Genomic DNA, 22,784 nt, shown 5'->3' on the forward strand with positions numbered 1-22,784 from the left:
TTTCTTATTTTTCTGAATAATTAACAAATAATATTGATTATTCTCTCTTTTTTGCTAAATTAGAAAATGTAGGATAAAAAGGGTTTCTAAAGAAAGGGGTCATTTTATTGAAGAAAACGTCAAAGATTGTAACATCCGCTTTAGCCTTAGCGCTCGCTGTAGGGCCAATGAGCGCCAGTGCTTTCGAAATGCCGACGACCGGTCATGAGAACGTACATAAAACTCATTCACATTCTCAAGGAGGCATGCCTTTCGACGGAGCGATTGCGAATGACGAACGATTGATCGAGATGTTGAAGGAAAGTGGAAAAATCGCGAAAGACGCTTCACCTGCCGAAGCTGAGAAGGGCTTGAAGAAGTTCCTGGAATCTAAACAGGCTTCTGCTGAAAAAGCGAAAGGTCATTTCGCTGATGAAGAAGCAGACACTAAGGCAAAATTAAAAGAAGAGATGAGCAAGAACAGTTTGACGAAAGGGAAAGGAAATAAACTTGGACAAGCGAAGGCTGATGCTCCTGATAGCGTAGAGGAAGAGGCTTACGATGGTAAAATGCGAACAGACAAAGTTCTAGTTCTTCTCGTAGACTATCCTGATAAACCTCATAATTCCATGACTGCTGATGAAACAGATATGTATTATGATGGCGAAGGCGCTTATTCTCGTGAACATTACCAGGACATGCTGTTCGGTGATGGCGGCTGGACTGGTCCAGACGGGGAAAACTATGTATCTATGAAACAATATTATGAACAACAATCTGGTGGAAGTTATTCTGTTGAAGGAGATGTTGCTGGCTGGTACACGGCTAGCAAACCTGCTGCTGAATATGGCGGTAACGACCCTCAACCAGATGGCAGTGATGTAGATGCAAGGGGATTAGTAAAAGAAGCTCTTGCAGCCGCAGCCGCTGATCCATCTGTTGATATATCTGAATATGATCAATGGGATCGCTATGATCTGGATGGTGACGGAAACTATCTTGAAGCAGATGGACTTGTCGATCACTTGATGGTCATCCACTCTGGTGTGGGTGAAGAAGCTGGTGGAGGTTCCCTTGGTTCTGATGCGATTTGGTCTCACCGTTGGAGTTTATCGGAACCTACAGCACTTGAAGGTACAGAAGCAGAGGTTCCTTACTGGGGAGGTTCGATGGCTGCATTTGATTACACTATCGAGCCTGAAGACGGTGCGGTTGGAGTCATGGCCCACGAATTTGGACATGACCTTGGTCTTCCGGACGAATATGATACTCAGTACACAGGTGCTGGTGAGCCGGTCAGCTACTGGTCCATCATGTCTAGCGGAAGCTGGGCTGGTGATATTCCTGGTACAATGCCAACAGGGTTCAGTCCTTATGCGAAAGAAATGCTTCAAACTTCGGCAGTTGTAGACAACGAGGGGACACCAGGAAACTGGTTATCTGGTACAGAAATCAATTTAGATGACATTAATAAAACGGGCAAGGAGTTCCTTTTAGATGAAGCGAATACAAAAGGAACAAACAATGATGTCGTCAAGGTCAACTTGCCGCAAAAAGAAACAGTCATCAATGAACCTGCTAGTGGTGAATATGAGTACTTCTCTGGTAGTGCTGATGGCCTGAATACTAAACTATCAACCCCAGTAGACCTAACAAATGCTGAGAGTGCTGAATTCAACTTTAAGGCATGGTATGACATTGAAGTAGATTGGGATTATGCGTACGTTACAGTAAACGGGGACCCAATCGCGAGTGATATTACAACAGACACTAACCCGCATGGTTCTAACCTTGGTAATGGTATAACTGGAAGCTCGGATGGTTGGATTGATGCTTCATTCGACCTTTCTGCTTACGCAGGCCAAGAAGTTGAAGTGGCTATTGAATACGTGACAGATGCGGCCGTATCTAACCCTGGTCTTTATGCAGACGATCTTTCCATCGTAGTTGATGGAGAAGAAGTTTTGTTTGATGATGTGGAAGGCGAACCTAAATTCGTCCTTGATGGTTTCACGAAGAATGATGGAATTAAACGCTCTGACCACTACTACCTACTAGAATGGCGCAGTCATAACGGTGTAGATGAAGGATTAGCAAACATCCGCCGTGGAGATAGTCTCATGACATTTGATGATGGACTTGTCGTTTGGTACGTGGATAACCAATACTCTGAAAACTGGACTGGCATTCACCCTGGGGATGGTTTTGTCGGCGTTGTCGATGCAGACCAGCGTGTAAACAAATGGAGTGATGGAGCTGTAGCAGGCACACGTTACCAAGTGCACGATGCCGCATTCAGCTTGGATAAGTCAGAGAAAATGTATTTAGACTACACAGATCTTCTTGGTGTAACCTTGAAAGATAATTATACGAAGCGTACCCCTCTTTTCGATGACAGTGCAGACTACTCGAACAAAGGTCTTGTTGATGCAGGTCGTAACGTACCTGAGTATGGACTGAAGTTCAGAGTCACTGGTCAAAGTGAAGATGGTACAGTTGGTAAAGTGACGATTTTCAAATAATAGGTTGAACTAAAAAAAGTCATTGAAGAGTAAATCTTCAATGACTTGTTTATTCTACATTACCGAACCACATCATGCAGGTGAGCGTTCATAAATCCGAACACCTCATCTTCAGAAAATGAAGAATGATCTCCTTTCACCGTGTGCTTTAAGATACTCGAGGCCATTCCAAAATCGAGAACGGACGTCTCATTCAAATCTTCCACCATTCCATGCAGAATTCCTGCGGCAAAACTGTCTCCGCCACCGATTCTGTCCAGCACCTGAATGGAATGTTTCTGACTTTCAAAAAGCTGATCGTTCTTAAACAGAAAGCCCTGGAGCTGATGATTCTGTGAATCCCTCACTTCTCTGTTCGTACAGGCGAATAGAGAGATTCCGTATTCCAAGGCAGCTTTTCTGAAATACTTTTCCAAAAGTTGCGGATGGAAACTTTCCTCAGGACCTTCATTCATAATATTGGTGAAATCCTTTTGCCCAGCAAAGCAGACATCCACATAAGGAAGAATCTGTTCGAAAGCAAGCTTCGCTTCTACCTCACTCCACAATTTGCTTCGATAGTTACAATCAAAACTTACGAGGACATTCCTTTCCCTCGCTTCTTTAACAGCTTTCAAAGTTAACTCCTTCAAGGAAGGCGATAGGGCCGGCGTAATGCCGGACACATGGAACAACTGACAAGAATCAAAGATCGCCTCCCAGTCCCATTCTTGACTCGCGACTTGCAAAAAGGAAGAATAAGCGCGATCATACGTCACCTTTGCTGAACGGGGACCATATCCTTCTTCAACGTAATAGACACCGAGTCGTCCCTCTTCCCTTTTCACCCATTGATCGTCAATGTGACGCTCACGTAGGAAATTCCTCACATTCTCTCCTAGGTCATTGCCAGGAAGCGCTGATACGAACGCGACCTCATGTCCCAAGTTTGCTAGATTTACAGATGCATTGAGTTCTGCCCCACCGATGGTAGCTTTGAATTCCTTCGTTTCTTTGACTCTTTGAAAACCAGGGGGAGTCATTCGCATCAAAGGTTCACCCAGAGTGATGATTTTACTCATACGAACACCTCTTCAACCGCTTCGATAAACAACTTTGCATTCGCGGTCACCGTTTCAAAATTCCCTTGCTGAGCAGGTTTAGTAATCTCTCCCCCGACTCCTACGTGAACGGCACCGTTTCGGAACCAGTCTTGGATATTATCAAGATTCACACCGCCCGTAGGCATGATTTCTACTTGAGGGACAGGGCCTTTGACCGCTTTGATGTGGGAAGGGGAAAAGGCTTGCCCTGGAAACAGCTTCACGATGGATGAACCGAATTCAAGCGCTTCGATTGTTTCATTCACGGTCATGCATCCTGGAATATAAGGGACTTGATATCGATTACAAAGCCTGGCCGTCTCTTTACTGAAATTCGGCCCGACGATATATTCGGCACCTGAATGAATGGCTAATTTAGCGGTTTCAGAATCAAGGACAGATCCTGCTCCGATGATGATTCCTTCATGGTTTGAAAAATGCTGGATTACTTTTTCCGCCTGTGGAATCGTGAACGTGAACTCGAGACTTTTAATTCCGCCTCTAATACAGGCCTCTGCCGTTTCGATGGCCTGTTCGGGTGAGTTTCCACGAACGACCACGGTTAATTTACTGTTCAGCAATAGTTGATACACATCAAGTTTCTTCATCTTCTTTCCTCCTTATACTCCTGAATAAGCAGAAAAACCACCATCGACAGGAACTACGATTCCATTCACAAAACTGGATGCTTTTGAGTCGACCAGCCAGAGAATTGTCCCGGCCAACTCTCCCGCCTCTCCGAATCGATCCATCGGCGTCTGGGTCAGGATTTTATCGGCTCGCTCTGTGTAATCTCCCTCTTCATTAAGCAGAAGGTTCCGGTTTTGTTCGGTAAGAAAGAACCCCGGAGCTATGGCATTAACTCTGATCCCAACTTTAGAAAAGTGGACCGCCAGCCACTGGGTGAAATTGCTGACTGCCGCTTTAGCTCCGCTGTAAGCCGGAATTTTCGTTAGTGGAGTAAAAGCGTTCATGGATGACACATTAATGATTGTACTCCCGTCATTACCTGGCATATCTTTAGCAAACACCTGAGTCGGAACTAAAGTACCTGAAAAATTCAATCGAAAAAGATCATCAACTGCTTGAGGAGACAGTTCAAAAAAGGACTGCGACTCTTCGGCACCGCCTGTAAAATACTCACTGCTTGTTGTTGCCTTCGGATGGTTTCCGCCTGCACCGTTGATCAGGATATCGACCTTTCCCCATTCTTCATTAATGCTTTTTTTGACACCTTGGAGACTGTCCGGATCGAGAACATCTACACTGTACCCTCTAGCTGTACCTCCAGTTTCATTAATGGAACTAACGACCTCGTCGATCTTCTTCTGGTTTCGTGCAAGAACAGCGACCTTGGCGCCGCATTGAGCTAACGTTCGGCTGAGAACGGATCCTAAGACACCACTCCCACCCGTGACGACGGCGACTTTATGATTGAGATCTACTTGAAATGGCAGCTTCATCTTTATCCTCCGTTCTTTGATTCATTTTCCATGTATCGATGATTCCATTTAAATACGTCGCCCCGAGGGCTCGATCATACAATCCATATCCGGGACGTCCTTCTTCTCCCCAAATCATTCTGCCATGGTCAGGGCGTATCGGACCTTCATACCCGCAGTCGATAAGTTTCCCTATAATTTCTATCATTGGTAGAGACCCCTCATGAACCGAATGCGAAGTTTCCTGGAACGATCGATCGCCTGTCCATCGGATGTTCCGAGCATGGACAAAATGGATGCGTCCACGTGCAGCTTCTATGATTTGAAGCAGATCATTCTCCTCTTCAGCTCCGAAAGATCCTGAACAAAAAGTGAGTCCATGGTGTGTGCTTTCCACGCTTCCAAGAATACGTTCAATATTTTTACGATTCGTTACGACTCTTGGCAATCCGAAGATGTTCCATGGTGGATCGTCCGGGTGGATAGCCATATTTACATCGGCCTGTTCCGCTACTGGTATCACTTTTTCCAGGAAGTAGATAAGATTCTCCATGAGCTGCTCTTCATCAATGGTTTGATATTCATCCATAATAGCCTGCAATTCCGTAGACTGATAGGAGAGGTCCCAGCCTGGAAGCGTCAATGTTCCATCCAAAGGATTCAAGCTTCGAGCTGTAGATTCTTCATAGGCAAGAGCATGGGACCCATCTGGTAGAGGCTCAGTCAAATTGGTTCTCGTCCAGTCGAACACTGGCATGAAGTTGTAACACACCGTTGAAATGCCAGCATCACCGAGGTTTCTTAACGTTTGTTGATAGTTGGAAATGTAATGATCCCGCGTCGGTCGCCCTAACTTGATATCTTCATGTACGGGGACACTTTCAATAACAGTGAGCTCAAGCCCATTGGATTCTATCGTATTTTTCAGCTCTTTGATTCTCCCGAGCGGCCATACTTCCCCGGCAGGGATGTCATAGATAGCTGAAACGATTCCTTTCATTTGAGGAATCTGCTTGATCTGGTCCAAAGTGACAGGGTCATCCTCTCCATACCAGCGAAAACTCATTTTCATAGAATCACTCCATTCTTCAAACCGAAGTATTCTTTCGCATTATAATAAGAGATATCTTTCACGTAAGCTCCCAGCCATTCAACATCTGACGGCACTTTACCGTCTTGTGCCCATGTACCGAATAGGTTGCAGAGAATCCTTCTGAAATACTCATGTCTGGAGAAAGATAAGAAAGAACGGGAATCTGTAAGCATCCCGACGAAATGTTTAATCAACCCGACATTGGCAAGGATTTTCATCTGATTTTCCATGCCATCGATATGGTCGTTGAACCACCAGGCGGTTCCGAATTGAATTTTGCCTGCCGTGCTTCCGTCCTGATGGTTACCAGCAATCGTAGCCATTACATAATAATCCTTCGGGTTTAAGCAATAGAGAATCGTTTTAGGAAGACCGCTCCCATATTCAATGGAGTCGAGCATATGGGATAAAGGCTTTGCGAGCGACCGGTCCCCTGGTGAGTCATAGCCCGTATCTCTACCTATACGCTCGAGCATTTTCGTGTTGTTGTTTCGCATTGCCCCGATATGAAGCTGCATAATCCAGCCTTTTTGGTTGTAGAGGGAGGCGAGGAATTGGAGCGTAAATGTCTTATACTTCTCCACCTCAACATTTGTCAGGCTCTCTCCACGCATTTTTTTATCAAAAATCCCTGCGACTTCTTTTTCATCCGTTTGTGCGTAGAACATCTCATCAATGCCATGATCAGAGGCTTTGCATCCATGATTATCAAAATAATCGACCCGTTCAGCTAATCCATCCAGGAAGTCGGTGTACTTTTGAATATTCTTATTCGTCACTTCACTCAGTTTCTGTACCCAGGCATTGAAATCTTCTTTATCGATTTTCAAACCAGGATCCGGCCTGAATGATGGAGCGACTTGAAACGGGTGATTTTCATTCTGCAATTCTTTGTGAAACGTCAGTTCATCCGTAGGGTCATCGGTCGTGCCTACAAACTCGACGCGGTCTTTTTTCAATAGTTGTTGCGTGGACATTCCAACACTTTGAAGCTTTTCATTTGCCACGTCCCAAATGCGGTCCGCTGTCTTCGAATTGAGGTAGTCATCGATTCCGAAATACCTTTTCAGTTCCATGTGCGTCCAATGGAACAACGGGTTGCCGAGCGTGTTCGGAACCGTTTCTGCCCATGCTTTGAATTTTTCCTTTGCATCCGCATGGCCGGTTATATAATGTTCATCGATGCCATTCGCTCTCATCAGACGCCATTTGTAATGATCACCACCGAGCCAAATATCCGTAAGCGTCTCAAACGTGACATCCTTAGATATTTCATCCGGAGGCAGATGATTATGAAAATCAATGATTGGAAGGTCCTTGGCAAAATCATGATACAGCCTTTTCGCAACATCGTTAGTCAGTAAGAAATCGTCTGGAATAAAATTACTCATCTCTTTCACCTTCCTTTAAAGATTTCACATTCAAGTCTGTATAAGATTCATCAGACAAACGCACGCCGTTCACAACCACCGTACGTGTTTCATTTTCCGGGAAATAGATGCGCACCTTTTCATACACAGGTTGATAAGAACCTTCCATACGCACTTCCACCCTTACTTCTTGGTCATCCGTTACCGTTTTTACGGTCAGCCAGCTCGCCACACCCTTTTCATGATCGAGGGATTCTCCATCATCATCATAAAAGGATTTCACGATCGCAGCTTCACCTTTGGCCGGATAAAAGAGTAATCCACGTGAATCGTCTTCTTTATGACGGAAGGAAATTTCTCCATCCCGAATCGGGAAAACGGCGCCCCCTTGAGCAAATAGAGGAACTTGATGAAGGTCAGCGTCAACGGTCAACGTTTGACCACCCTCATGCCACGTTTCTGCGTTCATGTCATACCACCCACGCTCATTTGCAGGCAGATACACATTTCTCATTGTTTGCCCTTTCTCCATGACGTTCGCCACTAATAGATCGTCTCCGACCATGAACTCATCATTTTCCTCGAACGTCTTTTCATCCGTTTCAAAATGATAGAACGTCGGTGTCAGTACAGGCTGCTGCTGTTTATGGGCATTGTATAAGAGGTGATAGAAATAAGGCATCCATTTGACCCGCTCTTTCATCCAGTGGCGGATGGTTTCGATATATTCTGGATACATCCATGGAACATTGACCGTCTGATCTTCATTCCAAGAATGGATTGTAAAACGCGGGTGGAAAATGCCATTCTGGATCCACCTGATCAATAATTCAGGTTCCGGTGCTTTCCCTGAAAAGCCACCGACGTCGTGGCCGAAATTGTAAATGCCGGACAAGCTTAAACTGAGACCCATCTTCAAGTTATAACGAATCGTCTTCCACGCGGTGTAGTTGTCGCCGGACCATGTTTGTACATAGCGGTGCATCCCTGGACCACCGGAGCGGGATATGAGATACGGACGACGGTTTTTATCGTATTCCTGTTGAGCTTCCAAAGACGCTTTCATCATAAGGAGCGTTTGAATCGGTTTGATTTTTGATACAGGTAGTGGTTCACCGAAGCCATGAGCCATCGCCCGCTCATCCCACACTTCGTATTCGTTGTTATCATTCCAAGTGGAATCAATCCCATAGCGTAATAGGGCATCTTTCACCTCATCCTTCCACCATCGTATGGCGGTCGGGTTGGTGTAATCCACATAAGATCCGACAGCATCCCAAAATTGCGAAACCTCCGGGGAATCACCCGTGTGATCTTTAATGAACAGGTTCTCTTCGGCCGCTTTTTCATATTGTGGATGATCCGTAAGCAGAACGGGTTTGATATTGGCACACACTTGAATGCCATTCTCATGAAAATATTCGTTCATCCCTTCCGGATCTGGCACTTTGGACCGGTTCCAATGAAAGACATAACGCTTATCTCCGATGGATGTGTAACCGGAAGAGAGCTGGAAGGAATCACAGGGAATGTCGTATTGTTTACACGCATCCACAAATTTTTTAAGCTGCTCTTGAGCATCAGGCGCATCGGTATAAGTCATCGTAGAACCCGAGTATCCTAGACTCCATTTCGGTGGAAGGACCATCTTCCCTGTCATCCATGTGTACGTTTCGACGACGTTCTTCACCGATGGACCGAGAATGAAATAATAGTCGAGTGTCCCTGTCTTCGCCTGATAATAACGGTAAAAGCCATGGTAATTGTCCAATTCTGCTCCCATATCGAAAGTGCTGTCCGAATAGTTGTCGTAATATAAACCGTAAGCCGTACTTGTTTTCGGTGATTGAACGATATAGAAAGGGATATGCTTATACAATGGATCGGTGCGTTCTGCATCATAGCCCATCGCATCGATGGTCCTCATCTGGTAACGCTTGTGATGTCTGTTCATGTCTCCACTTTTTTCACCGAGTCCATAGTAACGATCCTCTTGATCACGCTCCATATAGTGGAACACGCCTTCACCAAGCTGATTTTCGAAATTATAACTTTGGGTCTTGCGGTCACCGGCGACTTTTAACCACTCTCCGTCCCTTTTTTCATACCAATCGATATAGAAGCCGTGAAGGTGGATCTTTGCCAGCAATTTTGAAGTAGAAACCAACACGTGACCATTTTCTTCGACTACTTCATAAGCAGGGAGAGAAAAAGCAGAAACATCTTCCCTGGGCCTTCCTTCAAAGGGGACATCGTCCATGCCGGGTGCAATGGCCCACGTTTTTCTTTCATCCAGGTCACTTCCAGAATGATGATGGACCCGGAATACAGTTTCTTCTAATACATGAAGTGAAATTTGATTATTTTCCGATTCAAAAGTGACCCGGTTGTTTCGACCATCTGTCCAAGTAAACGATAGCTGAGTAATCATAAGAACTCTCCTTTTTATTTACAAAAGTCCGAACAATTCTGGCAGGGCCAGACTGATCCATGGAATATATGTGACGAAAAGTAATGCGATAATCAGAGCAATGAACATGCGCGTCAGCGGTTTGAGTACAGACTCGATGGAGACGTCCGCCACACTACAACCGATGAATAACGCACTACCAACAGGTGGCGTCATAATTCCAATGCATAGATTGAAGACAAGCACGATTCCGAAATGGACCGGATCCATGCCCAACTGCATCGCAATCGGAAGGAAGATCGGTGTGAAAATCAGTACAGCCGGTGTCAAGTCCATAAACGTTCCGATAATCAGTAGAATAATGTTCATGATCAGAAGAATAATGATCGGATTCTCTGATGCCTGCAGAAGAAGGTCACTGATCGCTGTCGGGATTCCTGTGAACGCCATGACCCAAGACATGATTGACGAGGCTCCGACAAGGAATAGAACAATTCCTGTCATCACAACCGTTTCGCGAAGAATATCTGGAATGTCTTTCAATTTAATTTCACGATAGACAGCCGCCAAAATAATGGAATACAAGACCGCAACGGCCGCACCTTCTGTCGCCGTGAAAATCCCTGCCACAATTCCTCCGATGACGATGACAATCAGCAACAAGCTCGGAATCGCATCCAAAACGACTTTGAGACCTTGTTGGAAAGTCGGACGTTCAGCGACTGGATAAGACTGCTTCTTCGCGATAAAATAAGCGACGATCATGATGGCAAGTCCCATCAAAATCCCTGGCAAATATCCTGCCATAAATAACGCGGAAATGGACGTTCCACCACTGACCAATGAATAAAGGATCAATACACCACTAGGTGGAATCAATAGCCCGGCCGGTGCAGAAGCGATGTTCACCGCCGCAGAATAAGAACGGTCATATCCTTCCTTCGCTTGCAATGGCCCCATGACTCGACCGATGGCAGCCGCTGATGCTACGGCTGAACCAGAAATGGACCCGAAAAGCATGTTTCCGACGACATTCGTATGAGCGAGAGAGCCCGGCAGACGCCCGCCAAGCAACTTCGCCAAGTTGATCAGCCTGATCGCAATTCCACCGTTGTTCATGATGCTCCCGGACAGGATGAAGAAGATAACGGCGAGCAACGCAAAACTGTTGATGCCCTGGACCATTTTTTGTGCAGCGGTGAAAACAGCAACATCAAACGGCACGACACTTAAAGCGGTGACGAATGAAGAAACACCGATCCCCACGGATATCGGGACTCCGAGTGCCAGCAACAAAAAGAAAACACCGAACAATATGAGTGAAGCCTGTAATGCCATGTCCATTCGTTATCCCTCCTTTCCTGTACTAAGTTCTTCTTGATACTCTTTTACAAGCAATAACTTATAAATGACGACGAGTACCCCACAAATCGGCAGGATCGAATAAACTACGCCCATGGGGATATTCAGAATTGGTGTTGTTTGTGTCATCGTAATACTGACAACTTCCATTCCGCCTTTGATCATGATTAAAATGGCAAATGCGAAGATGAACACGTCATTCACAATCCTTACTCCAAGACGACTCTTTCCTTTAAACTTGTTTTTTAAGAAAGTGATAGCCAGATGCTGATTGGAACCGAACGCATAGGTCGCTCCCAAAATAGCTGTCCATACAAGCAAAAACCTTAGTAGTTCACCAGTCACTGTACTTGGCGCATTAAAGAAGTAACGGCTGACCACCTGCCAGATCGCTCCGGCGACAAGAACGGTTGTAAATACGGTAGTGATAGACATGATCGTTCTGTCTAACGCCTTTTTTATCTTTGTAACCATTTATTTTCCCTCCCTCAACGGGCTCTTCCATCTCTTTTGTAATGTGTATTGAGCCATCTTCGGCTGCCGGTCACGGGTGAAGACTCCTTTTTTATTTCCGTCCACCCGTACCGTATCCTGCTTCGTCATAAAATCAGCGAAGTTCCACACTTGTTCACCAATCACTTCTGCAAATTCATCAAAAACATCGTGGTACCTCTCTAAAAACTGCACTTGAAATTCCTCTGAAAACATGACGGAGGGGACCTTATGAAGTCCTGGCACCGTATCGACCCCATATTCCGTAATGACAATCGGCTGGTCGTGCGTCTTCGCCCATCTGTCGAGATAGTTTCTTAGGTCGGCTGTGCCTGCCTTCAGGTCTCCCGGTGTCGAATACCAGCCAAAATAAACATTCAAACCGATGATATCCACGAGTTTGGATACGACACATTTTTCCGGTTCGATCAGCATCAGGTTCACATTCATGATCGGCCTGTCATCAAGCTTTCTCACAACCTCCACCAGAGTCTTGTAATAGAATTCCGCTTCCGGTTCCATCGTCGAAGCTTCATTCGAGAGGGACCACATAATGACAGACGGATGGTTACGGTCCCGTTCAATCAACCTTTGAAGCGTGTCCAAATGATATTCCTTCAAGCGGCTGGAAATCTTCCCATTGCTGAAGACAGGCTCCAAATTCCCTGTCGCTGGAACCCCTTGACTCAACAGACCAACGGCAGACGTTTCATCGATGACTAAAAATCCAAGTTCATCTGCCGATTGTAAAACCTCTTCCGCATAAGGATAATGAGCTGTACGGAACGAATTGGCTCCTGTTTCCTTCATTAAGTACATGTCTCTCAAATTGGTGACAGGATCATAGCCTTTTCCTCTGAGAACAGCATCCTCATGCTTTCCAAACCCTTTTAAATAAATGGGGGAACCATTCAGCCACAACTGTTGGTTCTTCACTTCAATTTTCCTGATTCCGACGTTCAAGTAATAATGATCGAGCGTTGCCCCTTCCTCATCCTTTAGGTAGACATCCAACTTGTATAGATAAGGATGTTCAGGGCTCCAAGCTTCTGCTTCGGGGACTTGTAAATCTGTTTTCGTTCCTTTTCCTTCAGCTATGACCTCTCCCTGATGATTTTTAAGAGAATAATGGACAAAAGCAGATGGATGACTACCAGATTCCACCGCTACCCTTCCTGACTTTCCATTGAAATCGGTACCAACTTTAAGCGAATGAATAAACGTTTGTGGTGTCGTATAAAGAAATACAGACCTGTGAATACCTGCGTAATTGAAAAAATCGTGCTGCTGGTGCAAAGTCTTTTTGACTTCACCGTCTTCTATCACTTCTTCCATGACCTCCCCTGGAGGAAGCATGTCCCAAGACAATTCATTGTTCACCTTCACAACAATGCGGTTCATCTTTTCTTCATTTACAAAAGGAGTCACATCAGCCTCAAAAGGGAGAAAACCGTTATGACTTTCTACAACTAAGTGACCATTCACCCACACTTTTGCATGATGGGCGACCGCTCCGAATCTTAGCATGATTCTTTCTGTCATCCATTCCGAGGGCACATAGGTAAACGTTTCATACCACACATCTCCCAGGAAATCTCTGATTTCCTCTGAAGTCGTAATATCGTTAAAACTTGAAGGTACTGGCATATGTATCGGGGACGGAATCCCCTGAGCTGGCCACCCTTCTTCGGCCCCTTTTCCGTTTGGATCCAACTGGAACATCCAAACACCATCCAATGGTTTCTTTTGTCTTTTTTCTGTCATTCTTGGATATAACAAGGTTTCCGCCCCCTTATAAATGAAGGTGCCCACTTTGATGAGCACCTTTATGTTTTATTCAGTCAAACTCTTGATTTGTTCCATGATTTCTGCAATTCTATCGTCTTCCTTGAACTCTTCGTGCATCGGTTGAACCGCTTCGATGAATGGTTCTTTATCTACATCATTGAATTCGACACCCATTTCTTTTGCCTCTGCTACAGCATCTTCTATCGCTTTATTCCAGATTTCTGTATGATATTCTGTAGCTTCTGCAGCTGCTTCTTCGAATGCTGTTTTTTGTTCATCCGAAAGGCTGTCCCATGTTTGCTTACTGATTATCGCGATATCCGGAATCATCGTATGTTCGTTTCGAGAGAACGCTTTTGCTACTTCGCCATGTTTACCTGTCGTTAATGCAGTCGGGTTACTTTCCGCTCCATCAACCACTCCCTGTTGAAGCGCTGTGTAAATTTCCCCGTATGGCATTGGCGTCGGTGTTCCGCCCAATAGCTCTACCATTTGAATTGCTGTCGGACTGTCCATGACACGGATCTTCAAGCCATTTAGATCTGCAGGTGTTTGAATCGGCGTATCCTTCGTATAGAAGCTACGTGCACCTGAATCAAAGTAAGTAAGGCCGACAAACCCTTTATCTTCAGTAGATTGATAGATTTCCTTCACAACGTCTGATTCCATTACTTTTCGATAGTGATCTTTACTTTCAAAAATATAAGGTAAAGAGAAAACAGAATACTCATTAGAAAAGCTCTCAAGTGCTCCAGCACTAACTTTCGTCATATCAATCGCACCACTTTGAAGCTGTTCAAGAACTTCTTTCTCACTTCCTAGTACACCATTGGCAAAAATCTTAACGGTCACTTCACCATCCGTCTTTTCATCTACACCTGAAGCGAATTTTTCAAGAGCTTTGTGAACAGGGTGATCTTCACTCAAGTTGTGAGCAAGACGAAGTTCCTGACTATCTCCACCCGAACCCCCGTCACCTGAAGCTTCTGAATCAGAACTCCCACAACCAGCAAGCATAAGCAATGAACTAATCAACAACAACAACCATAAACCTGACTTTTGCACATGTACCTCTCCCCTCAAATATTTTAAGCGTTTTCAAAACTTTGTTTGTTTACACAACAAACTGTTAATCATATAATAAAGGTAACCAAAATAAATTTCAAGAGTTTTTTGAAAGGGGTTTCAAATGAGCACAGGAGATGCCACTTACATCAAAGCGTTAAACAAACGTATTTTAATTGAAAAAATTATTGAGCATCAATCCATATCAAGAATTGAACTTTCCAGATTAACCGGATTGAACCGTTCCACAGTTTCCTCGCAGATTAATCACATGATGGAAGAGCAATTGATTATCGAACGCCCTTCCGAGGTTTCTTATGGTGGAAGAAAACCGATCCTTCTTCAAATCAATGAAGCGGCAGGGTACACAATCGGAATCGACTTTGATATGCCCCAGACTCAAATTCAAATCGCCAACCTCCTTGGTAAGCCACTTGCCAATTACCAGGTCCAAACCGATGATGAGGATGTATGTAAAAATATCTCCAATGTTGTTGAAAAAGTCCATGATGTTCTTAAAGAGCACCGTGTGTCCGAGTCGCCTAAAGGGTTAACAGGAATCGGAATAGGCATACACGGCATCGTTAATAACGATCACAACATTGTTTTCACACCAAAGCTCCAGTGGAACAACATCAACATGAAGGAAGCATTTGAGAAGCATTTCGATGTCCCTATTCACATCGACAACAACGCGAATCTGACCGTCTATGCTGAACAAGTGTATCACTATCCGATGGAAGACCTTTTTAGCATTACTATGTACTCTGGCATCGGACTTGGAATATTAGAAGGAAATGATATATATAAAGGAAGTCAGGGCTTCGCAGGAGAGATTGGTCATATGATCGTCGAAAGAAATGGCCTACAGTGCAGTTGTGGGAACAAGGGCTGTTGGGAACTTTACGCCTCAGAACATGCATTAAAGAAAACCCTGAAAGCGAAAGGCTACATCAAGCAATCAAGCGAGGAATTTGACCTGACGGAGATTAAAGATACCACCATCATTGAAGAATACCTTGATTACATGGCTGTCGGGTTGAACAATATCATCAACATATTCAATCCGGAAATCATCATCATTAACAGTGAATTCATGCACCAGAACAGACACTTGCTTACCTCTTTGAAAAAGCGTCTGAACTCGAGAATGAACAACTACCAGGAAATTGTGACCTCTTCTTTAGGAAAAGAAGCCTGCTCACTAGGCGGCGTAGCGATTTCATTAAAAGAATATTACGGAATCAATTCTTTAAACCTCAGTCACTATCCTTATTTTAACGAGGTGGGAAAAGCTTCTATTAGTTGAGCAAAACCAGAACATGCAAGTAGCGTATGTTCTGGTTTTTATTTTTATTTTGACATATAGATGTGAAGGTCGAGAAGTTGGGTTACTTGGGCAGGATTCAGTATATTCTGCGTGCCATTTAAAATTCTTATGCGCGCCCCACTCTTCCTGCGCGCGTTTCACACCTTCTCGCGTGCGTTCCTTACCTTCTCGCGCGCGTTCCTCACTTTCTTACTTCCAGCTGAAATCAAAAAAGCGCAAGCCGTTTTATAGGCTCGCGCTCTTCATTGCTATTAACCGTTAATCCAATCCGTATGGAACGTACCTTCTTTATCCACACGCTGATACGTGTGCGCACCAAAGTAGTCACGTTGTGCTTGTAGCAGGTTCGCTGGAAGCTTGGCTGTACGGTAGCTGTCGTAATAAGCAAGTGCGCTTGAGAAGGCAGGTACCGGTACACCGTTTTGAATCGCAAGAGCGAGTGTTTTACGAAGCTCTTTTTGATAAGAAACAGCGATATCCTGGAAATAAGGATCGAGAAGCAGGTTCGTCAGGTTCTCGTCTTTGTCGTACGCGTCTTTGATCTTCTGCAGGAACTGGGCACGGATGATGCAGCCGCCGCGGAAGTTCATGGCAATGTCGCCGTACTGAAGGTCCCAGCCTTTTTCTTCAGACTGTGCACGCATCTGTGCAAAACCTTGCGCGTAGGAGCAGATTTTACTCATATACAACGCTTTGCGTAGAGACTCGATGACTTCTTCTTTGTTTCCGTCAAAAGTAACTTCTGGACCAGTCAAGTATTGGCTCGCTTTCTCGCGCTCTTCCTTCATCGCAGAGATGAAGCGAGAGAACACAGATTCTGTGATGATTGGAAGTGGAACACCAAGGTCCAGGGCACTCTTACTTGTCCATTTTCCTGTTCCTTTTTGACCGGCTGTATCAAGGATTACTTCAACAAGCGGCTTGCCTGTTTCTTCGTCCACTTTTGTGAAAATGTCTGCCGTAATCTCGATCAAGTAGCTGTCGAGTTCACCTTCGTTCCATTCTTTGAAGACTTCATGAAGTTCTTGAGCAGAGAGGCCAAGGACATTTTTCATGATGAAGTACGCTTCACAGATCAACTGCATGTCGCCGTATTCGATACCGTTGTGAACCATTTTCACATAGTGACCGGCACCGCCGCGTCCCATGTAGGCCGCACATGGTGTACCTTCAACGTTCGCTGCGATCGCGTCGAAGATCGGTTTAACTTCTGCGTAAGCTTCACCCGGTCCACCTGGCATGATGGAAGGTCCCTTACGAGCACCTTCTTCCCCGCCGGAGAATCCTGTTCCGATGAAATGGACGCCTTTTTCTTCTAAGTAAGAGGCACGGCGTTCTGTATCTTCATAGTACGTGTTTCCGCCGTCGATCAGCATGTCGCCTTCTTCCAAATGAGGGACAAGGCTTTCGATGACTTTATCAGTCGTTTCGCCCGCTTTGACCATCATCAAGATTTTGCGTGGTTTCTCAAGAGAACCAACGAATTCTTCAGCGCTGTACGCTCCAAAAATGTTACCTGTGTTTTCATCATTTCCGACCAGTTCGTCCACTCGGTCTGTCCAGTAATCATAGACAGATACTGTGTAACCATTATCCTGAATGTTCAGGGCAAGATTCGCCCCCATCACTCCTAAACCGATGACTCCAATATTCTGCTTATCCATGTTCCGATCAAATCCTTTCCATTCTATCTGTAAAAGTTTTTTACCACCATGTATAGCCGTCTTCGTTCAAGAGCTTCTCAGCCGCTTCCGGTCCTTCAGATCCTGCTTGATAACCGTGAAGAGGGAGAGCGTCATTTTCAAAAGCTTCTAAGATCGGCTGGACCCACTTCCAGGAAAGCTCCACTTCACTCCAGTGAGCGAAATAAGTAGAATGACCCAACATGGCATCATTCAACAGATTTTCATAAGCCTCCGGCTGGGCATCCAGATTTTTAGAAAAGTTGATATAGGCGGGTTCGAATTTTTCATTCGAATCATCCTTCAAGTTGATGCGCAGTCCGACACTCTCGTTCGGATTGATTTCAATCATCAACAAATTGGATACCGCACCTGCCGCATCTTCATCCGCGTCAACTTCGTTCTTGAACTCAATGATAATGCGCGTTGATTTTTTCTCAAGACGCTTCCCTGTACGGATGTAAAAAGGAATGCCTTTCCAGTAGTCGTTGTCGATATACAAACGAGCAGCGAAGTACGTATCGTTGTTGGAGTTTTCCTCAACACCGTCTTCTTCCAGGTAACCTGGGATTGGTTCAGCGTTCATTTCACCCGCTTCATACTGTCCACGCACGACATGTTTGGAAATTTCCTCTTCTTCTACAGGGCGTAACGATTCCATGATCGCTTTTTTCTTTTCTTCAATCTGTTTCGGCGTCAGTTTTGCCGGATGGTGAAGCGCGGTCATCATCACTAACTGTAGCAAGTGGTTCTGCACCATATCACGAATCGCTCCAGCTTTATCATAGTACCCCGCTCTCGTTCCAACACCGACGGTCTCGCTTGCTGTAATTTGGACATTCGCAATCTGCTCATGACTCCAGAGTGCCTTCAAAATCGGGTTCGGACGGATCAACGATTCAAGATTCTGCACCATCGGTTTTCCAAGATAGTGATCGATACGGAAAATCTCTTCTTCCTGGAACACTTTTGTCAGTTCAGCATTTAAATGACGCGCCGAGTGTAAATCACTTCCGAAAGGTTTTTCAACGATCAGACGCTTCCACCCGCTCGTGTCCGTGATTCCATTTTCATGAAGAGAGGCCGCGATCGGTTCAATCAACTTCGGTGCAACCGAAAGGTAGAACAGACGGTTTTCTGGAATCGAAAGCTCGCTTTCCCTTTCTTCAATAAAGGCTTTCAAACCTTGATACGATTCATTCTTCATCGCATCGAAAATGAAATAGCGGAAAGAAGCAAGGAACTCGTCCAAATTCGATTCGTCTACATCTCTTCTTGAGAAAGATTCCAGTGATTCTTTAATGATGTTGTGGAAATCTTCCTGTGTATAAGGTCTACGTCCAAGGCCTACGACGGAAAGGGAATTTGGCATTTTTCCCTCGATATATAAGTTATAGAGAGCTGGATAGATTTTACGTTTCGCCAAATCACCGCTTGCTCCGAATAAAACAAAGGTCATGTCGTCCATCACTTCTGCGGTATCGATTCCATGACTTTTCGTGTTGTGTAGATCCATAATTCGTGTTACCTCCTGTACTTTTCAGCTTTTTTCAGTATATAGCATGAGCACCAAATATGTAAGTGAACAAACTTGAAAGATGAACACTGTTTTATTGTTTGCCTTCTTCATAACATTTATGAAATGTGTCTAAAATGTGTAGTTTGCCATGAAAATTATTTTACTGAAAGTTCGGCTGTTTTTAAAGAGGCAACAGGAGGCGTACAGTCCGCATCAGACTTAATTTCAGCGATGTGAGAAACGTGACGCTTTGTATGTCGGCTATACTTCTAGTGTGAGCGTTTTCACTCTTATTTGCAATAGATTGAAAAAAATTTTCATATTTCATTTGATTATTAGAAGGATTCGGCCTTTACATGAGTATTATTTCTCGTCTTTGTATCGTTTGATTCCCGGTTTTTATGAAGCGATTTTTTTATGATTCGAACGATAAAAAAAGTCGAACGCCTCCTCTTAGGATGCGTTCGACTCTTTATCTGCCTGATCGGCTTGTGCACTTTTCCGATTACGAATGATTGGAACAATGAAAGATAAGATACTTACGATGTAAAGTCCGATGGATACAGGATCAGAGATGAGGATCATCATGTCTCCACCTGCGGCCGTAAGCGACTGTCTTAGTGACTGCTCCATCATGCCTCCGAGAATGAAAGCTAAGATGAAGGGAGCTGCTGGGAAACTGAACAGTCTCATCAAATAACCAACGAAACCGAAGATTAGCAATAGATACAAATCAAAGGTACTGAAGCTGATGGCATAAACACCAATCAAGCTGAAAATCGCAACTAAAGAGATCAGCATAGGACGTGCGATTTTCAATATTTTTGCGATGTATGGAATGAGTGGTAAGTTTAGAATCAATAAAAAGATATTTCCGATATACATACTAGCAATGATGCCCCAGAAAACTTCCGGACGATCGGCCATCAGGAGTGGACCCGGCTGAATACCAAGGACGAGGAATGCGCCTAACATGACAGCTGTTGTTCCAGACCCTGGTATACCAAGGCTCAGTAAAGGAACAAAGGCACCACTGGTCGCTGCATTGTTGGCCGTTTCCGGTGCAGATAACCCTTTGATCGATCCCTTTCCGAACTCTTTCGGATTTTTAGCGATTTTCTTTTCTGAAATATAACCGATAAATGAAGCGATTGTCGCGCCTGCACCTGGCAAAACACCAAGAATGAAACCGAGGAACGACTGCCTGCTCATCGGTCCGCGCATTTCTTTAAAATCAGCTTTGCTGAGCTTCAAACTTCCGATGTCGCCCTGATTTTGCAGCGATTGATCTTTCCGCTTTTTCACAAGAAAACAAATTTCAGCGAGAGCAAATAGTCCGAGAGCGATGACGAGGAAATCGATTCCTTCCAATAAGTTCGGATTTCCAAACGTAAAACGGCTCGTTCCCGTCTGACCGTCAATTCCGATGGTCGCAACCATAAAGCCGACAGTAGCTGTAATCAAAGCTTTGATGGTGGATCCATCCGATAAACTTGCAATGGCCGTCAGACCTAAGAACATAAGGGCAAAATACTGAGGCGGACCGAATGAAACGGCGACTGCTGATAGAGCAGGAGCGAATAACATCAAAAGAACGACGGAAACCGTCCCTCCGACGAAAGAGGAAATCGCAGCAATCGCCAAGGCTTTTCCTGCTTCTCCCCGCTGCGCCATCGGATAGCCGTCGAATGATGTGGCGACGGTTCCGGATATCCCTGGTGCGTTCAAGAGAATTGAGGATGTCGATCCACCGAATACGGCTCCGTAATAGACACCCGCCATCATCACTAAGGCGACAGAGGGGTCCATTCCATATGTGATCGGAATCATGATCGCAATTGCACTGATCGGACCAAGCCCCGGCATCATCCCGATTAGTGTTCCAGCGACGACGCCGATCAAAACGAACAAAATCCCCTGCCAGCTGAATGCGACCTGAATTCCTTGCATTAATCCATCCATTGCACCCATGGTGACTTACCTCCTCTTAAAATGGTAGTACTCCTTGTGGTAGTCGGATTTGTAGTAAATAATTGAACGAAAGGTACATAATTAGTGGAAAGAGAACCGCTACGAGGATGGTCGTGACAAGCTTCCTGTACCCAAGGAACCAGGAACAGGCAAAAATGAATAGCATGGAACTCAAAACGAAACCGATAATTTCAAGTAAGAAGATATAAAGAAAAATCATGCCACCCACTGCAAGTAAAACGAGCATTTCTTTTTTCGGTACCTGACGTTTATCTTTTTCCTCTTCTGTTTCTGAAGATTTATCAAAGAATAAAAAGATTGCCAAAATAATCAATAAATAGCCCAGGATCTTTGGTACAAAATCCGAATCGACCGGCACATAAGGGTATTCCTTTAAGTTATAACTCAAATAAAGATAACCAGCAGCGAACAAAATCAGGAAGATACTCACTTTCTGGTTCAACGTTTTCAGCAAGAACATCACCTTCCATCTAATAGAAAAGGGCCTGCGTACAGACCCTTTCTATCTATTATTGATTCAAGCCAAGCTCTTCCATTAAGCTTCCAAGTTCCTCTCTTTGTTCATCAAGGAACTGGCTGTATTCTTCACTATCCATGTACATCTCGTCCCAACCATAGTTGTCACGGATTTCCGCAAAGGCTTCTGACTCACTGACTTCTTTCAGTTTTTCTTCATAGTAAGCGACTTGTCCTTCCGTCATATCTCCAGGTCCGAAAAAGCCTCTCCAGTTTACAAATGTTGCATCGATGCCCTGCTCTTTTGCAGTCGGGAAGTCTTCAATAACTTCTCCTTCCAGACGTTCTTCTGCTGTAATTCCTAGTACACGAACTTTTCCTGCCTTCACTTGTTCGACCGTTTCAGCAATTCCAGTTGAATAAACGTCTGCACTACCGTTCAGAATCTGTGTCATCCCTCCGCCATCTTGGGCAGAAACGTACTTGATTTTTTGAATATCGACACCAGCTTTTTTAGCGATGGTAACGAATTGCATGTGGTCCATAGAACCAGGAGAAGATGTTCCTACGACCGTTACGCTGGAAGGATCGTTTTTCATATCTTCAAATAGTTCATTCAAATCCTGCCATTTTGCGTCATCTGCGACAGCGAAGGCTGCATAGTCCGCAATCATGTTGGAAAGTGGTGTGAAATCTTCATGAGACAAATCCGACTGTCCGTTCAATGGAACGAAGATCATTGGAGGTGAAGAAACGAAGATGTTGTGTGGGTTGTTCGTACTGTTGATGTAAGACCAACCAACAGCTCCTCCACCACCTTCTTTGTTTACGACACCGACGTTCTGCTCGGTGATTCCTTCTTCCTCAAGGATTTTCCCGACAGAGCGTGCGGTCGTATCCCAACCACCGCCTGCCCCAGCAGGAGCGACGATTTCAATATTCTTGCTTGGCGTCCATTCACCATCGCCTCCATCTCCACTCGTTTCCGAAGAGTCGCCGCCACAAGCAGCTAAGAATAAAACAATCAATAAACTACCCATCATCCATAAATGCTTTTTCATAAGTATGAATCCCCTCTCTTCTTGCTATTTGATGATAGTTTATAAGATAGAAAGTCACTTGTAACCGTTTTCAAAATAATCGAAATTAAAAGCATAAAATTAATTAACCAAATAAAATTCACGAGAGTAATATGGATAA

General features: G+C 44.6%; 17 protein-coding genes. 2 read left to right on the forward strand and 15 right to left on the reverse strand.

Going from position 1 to position 22,784, the window contains the following annotated elements; all coding sequences use genetic code 11:
• Positions 1–107: 107 nt before the first annotated feature.
• Positions 108–2,501 carry an immune inhibitor A domain-containing protein gene (locus GLV98_RS07230; RefSeq protein ID WP_237417063.1) on the forward strand — a complete coding sequence of 798 codons (2,394 nt, stop codon included), beginning with the start codon at positions 108–110 and terminating at the stop codon, positions 2,499–2,501.
• A 59-nt stretch (positions 2,502–2,560) separates the two neighbouring features.
• Here GLV98_RS07230 and GLV98_RS07235 read toward each other — a convergent pair whose 3' ends face one another.
• Genes GLV98_RS07235 through GLV98_RS07280 form a run of 10 tightly spaced genes read right to left on the reverse strand, consistent with a single transcriptional unit; the run spans position 2,561 to position 14,605 of the window.
• Positions 2,561–3,562 (reverse strand): sugar kinase, encoded by a 1,002-nt coding sequence (locus GLV98_RS07235; RefSeq protein WP_160913551.1) that lies wholly within the window; start codon positions 3,560–3,562, stop codon positions 2,561–2,563.
• Positions 3,559–4,191 carry a bifunctional 2-keto-4-hydroxyglutarate aldolase/2-keto-3-deoxy-6-phosphogluconate aldolase gene (locus GLV98_RS07240; protein ID WP_160913553.1) on the reverse strand — a complete coding sequence of 211 codons (633 nt, stop codon included), beginning with the start codon at positions 4,189–4,191 and terminating at the stop codon, positions 3,559–3,561. The genes GLV98_RS07235 and GLV98_RS07240 overlap by 4 nt, the downstream gene beginning before the upstream one ends.
• Before the next feature lie 12 nt (positions 4,192–4,203).
• Positions 4,204–5,046 (reverse strand): SDR family oxidoreductase, encoded by an 843-nt coding sequence (locus GLV98_RS07245; RefSeq protein ID WP_160913555.1) that lies wholly within the window; start codon positions 5,044–5,046, stop codon positions 4,204–4,206.
• Positions 5,012–6,097 (reverse strand): mannonate dehydratase, encoded by a 1,086-nt coding sequence (locus GLV98_RS07250; RefSeq protein ID WP_160913557.1) that lies wholly within the window; start codon positions 6,095–6,097, stop codon positions 5,012–5,014. Before GLV98_RS07250 ends, GLV98_RS07245 begins: the two co-directional genes overlap by 35 nt.
• Complete coding sequence (uxaC, locus tag GLV98_RS07255; protein WP_160913560.1) at positions 6,094–7,509, reverse strand: glucuronate isomerase; 1,416 nt, start codon at positions 7,507–7,509, stop codon at positions 6,094–6,096. The genes GLV98_RS07250 and uxaC overlap by 4 nt, the downstream gene beginning before the upstream one ends.
• Positions 7,502–9,919, reverse strand: coding sequence for a TIM-barrel domain-containing protein (locus tag GLV98_RS07260; RefSeq protein ID WP_160913562.1), 2,418 nt, complete (start codon positions 9,917–9,919; stop codon positions 7,502–7,504). Before GLV98_RS07260 ends, uxaC begins: the two co-directional genes overlap by 8 nt.
• Before the next feature lie 18 nt (positions 9,920–9,937).
• Positions 9,938–11,236: a TRAP transporter large permease gene (locus tag GLV98_RS07265; RefSeq protein WP_160914482.1), complete on the reverse strand. Its 1,299-nt coding sequence runs from the start codon at positions 11,234–11,236 to the stop codon at positions 9,938–9,940.
• A gap of 9 nt (positions 11,237–11,245) precedes the next feature.
• Positions 11,246–11,734: a TRAP transporter small permease gene (locus GLV98_RS07270; protein WP_202409956.1), complete on the reverse strand. Its 489-nt coding sequence runs from the start codon at positions 11,732–11,734 to the stop codon at positions 11,246–11,248.
• Complete coding sequence (gene uidA, locus GLV98_RS07275; RefSeq protein WP_160913564.1) at positions 11,735–13,531, reverse strand: beta-glucuronidase; 1,797 nt, start codon at positions 13,529–13,531, stop codon at positions 11,735–11,737.
• 54 nt (positions 13,532–13,585) lie between these two features.
• Positions 13,586–14,605: a TRAP transporter substrate-binding protein gene (locus GLV98_RS07280; protein WP_337193728.1), complete on the reverse strand. Its 1,020-nt coding sequence runs from the start codon at positions 14,603–14,605 to the stop codon at positions 13,586–13,588.
• A gap of 124 nt (positions 14,606–14,729) precedes the next feature.
• On the opposite strand from GLV98_RS07280, the gene GLV98_RS07285 reads away from it, so the two are divergent.
• Positions 14,730–15,914 (forward strand): ROK family transcriptional regulator, encoded by a 1,185-nt coding sequence (locus GLV98_RS07285; protein ID WP_160913566.1) that lies wholly within the window; start codon positions 14,730–14,732, stop codon positions 15,912–15,914.
• 272 nt (positions 15,915–16,186) lie between these two features.
• Here GLV98_RS07285 and gndA read toward each other — a convergent pair whose 3' ends face one another.
• The 5 genes from gndA to GLV98_RS07310 form a co-directional block, all read right to left on the reverse strand.
• A complete protein-coding gene (gndA, locus tag GLV98_RS07290) occupies positions 16,187–17,599 on the reverse strand; it encodes an NADP-dependent phosphogluconate dehydrogenase (RefSeq protein ID WP_160913568.1) in 1,413 nt (470 codons plus the stop codon).
• 40 nt (positions 17,600–17,639) lie between these two features.
• Complete coding sequence (gene zwf / locus GLV98_RS07295; protein WP_160914488.1) at positions 17,640–19,085, reverse strand: glucose-6-phosphate dehydrogenase; 1,446 nt, start codon at positions 19,083–19,085, stop codon at positions 17,640–17,642.
• 504 nt (positions 19,086–19,589) lie between these two features.
• Complete coding sequence (locus GLV98_RS07300; protein WP_160913571.1) at positions 19,590–21,107, reverse strand: tripartite tricarboxylate transporter permease; 1,518 nt, start codon at positions 21,105–21,107, stop codon at positions 19,590–19,592.
• Between the two features lie 16 nt (positions 21,108–21,123).
• Entirely contained in the window at positions 21,124–21,582 is a 459-nt protein-coding gene (locus tag GLV98_RS07305) for a tripartite tricarboxylate transporter TctB family protein (protein ID WP_160913573.1), read from the reverse strand.
• A gap of 55 nt (positions 21,583–21,637) precedes the next feature.
• Positions 21,638–22,645, reverse strand: a complete 1,008-nt coding sequence (locus tag GLV98_RS07310) for a tripartite tricarboxylate transporter substrate-binding protein (protein ID WP_160913575.1) — start codon at positions 22,643–22,645, stop codon at positions 21,638–21,640.
• Positions 22,646–22,784: the final 139 nt, after the last annotated feature.

The sequence above is a fragment of the Halobacillus litoralis genome (assembly GCF_009856415.1).
Taxonomy (GTDB): domain Bacteria; phylum Bacillota; class Bacilli; order Bacillales; family Halobacillaceae; genus Halobacillus; species Halobacillus litoralis_C.

What these genes read in the sequence shown, in the direction of transcription:
- GLV98_RS07240 (WP_160913553.1), bottom strand. Translation starts at nt 4,191, where the DNA reads ATGAAGAAACTTGATGTGTATCAACTATTGCTGAACAGTAAATTAACC.
- GLV98_RS07260 (WP_160913562.1), bottom strand. Translation starts at nt 9,919, where the DNA reads ATGATTACTCAGCTATCGTTTACTTGGACAGATGGTCGAAACAACCGG.
- uxaC (WP_160913560.1), bottom strand. Translation starts at nt 7,509, where the DNA reads ATGAGTAATTTTATTCCAGACGATTTCTTACTGACTAACGATGTTGCG.
- GLV98_RS07250 (WP_160913557.1), bottom strand. Translation starts at nt 6,097, where the DNA reads ATGAAAATGAGTTTTCGCTGGTATGGAGAGGATGACCCTGTCACTTTG.
- GLV98_RS07310 (WP_160913575.1), bottom strand. Translation starts at nt 22,645, where the DNA reads ATGAAAAAGCATTTATGGATGATGGGTAGTTTATTGATTGTTTTATTC.
- GLV98_RS07245 (WP_160913555.1), bottom strand. Translation starts at nt 5,046, where the DNA reads ATGAAGCTGCCATTTCAAGTAGATCTCAATCATAAAGTCGCCGTCGTC.
- gndA (WP_160913568.1), bottom strand. Translation starts at nt 17,599, where the DNA reads ATGGATAAGCAGAATATTGGAGTCATCGGTTTAGGAGTGATGGGGGCG.
- GLV98_RS07285 (WP_160913566.1), top strand. Translation starts at nt 14,730, where the DNA reads ATGAGCACAGGAGATGCCACTTACATCAAAGCGTTAAACAAACGTATT.
- zwf (WP_160914488.1), bottom strand. Translation starts at nt 19,085, where the DNA reads ATGGACGACATGACCTTTGTTTTATTCGGAGCAAGCGGTGATTTGGCG.
- GLV98_RS07270 (WP_202409956.1), bottom strand. Translation starts at nt 11,734, where the DNA reads ATGGTTACAAAGATAAAAAAGGCGTTAGACAGAACGATCATGTCTATC.
- GLV98_RS07300 (WP_160913571.1), bottom strand. Translation starts at nt 21,107, where the DNA reads ATGGGTGCAATGGATGGATTAATGCAAGGAATTCAGGTCGCATTCAGC.
- GLV98_RS07265 (WP_160914482.1), bottom strand. Translation starts at nt 11,236, where the DNA reads ATGGCATTACAGGCTTCACTCATATTGTTCGGTGTTTTCTTTTTGTTG.
- GLV98_RS07235 (WP_160913551.1), bottom strand. Translation starts at nt 3,562, where the DNA reads ATGAGTAAAATCATCACTCTGGGTGAACCTTTGATGCGAATGACTCCC.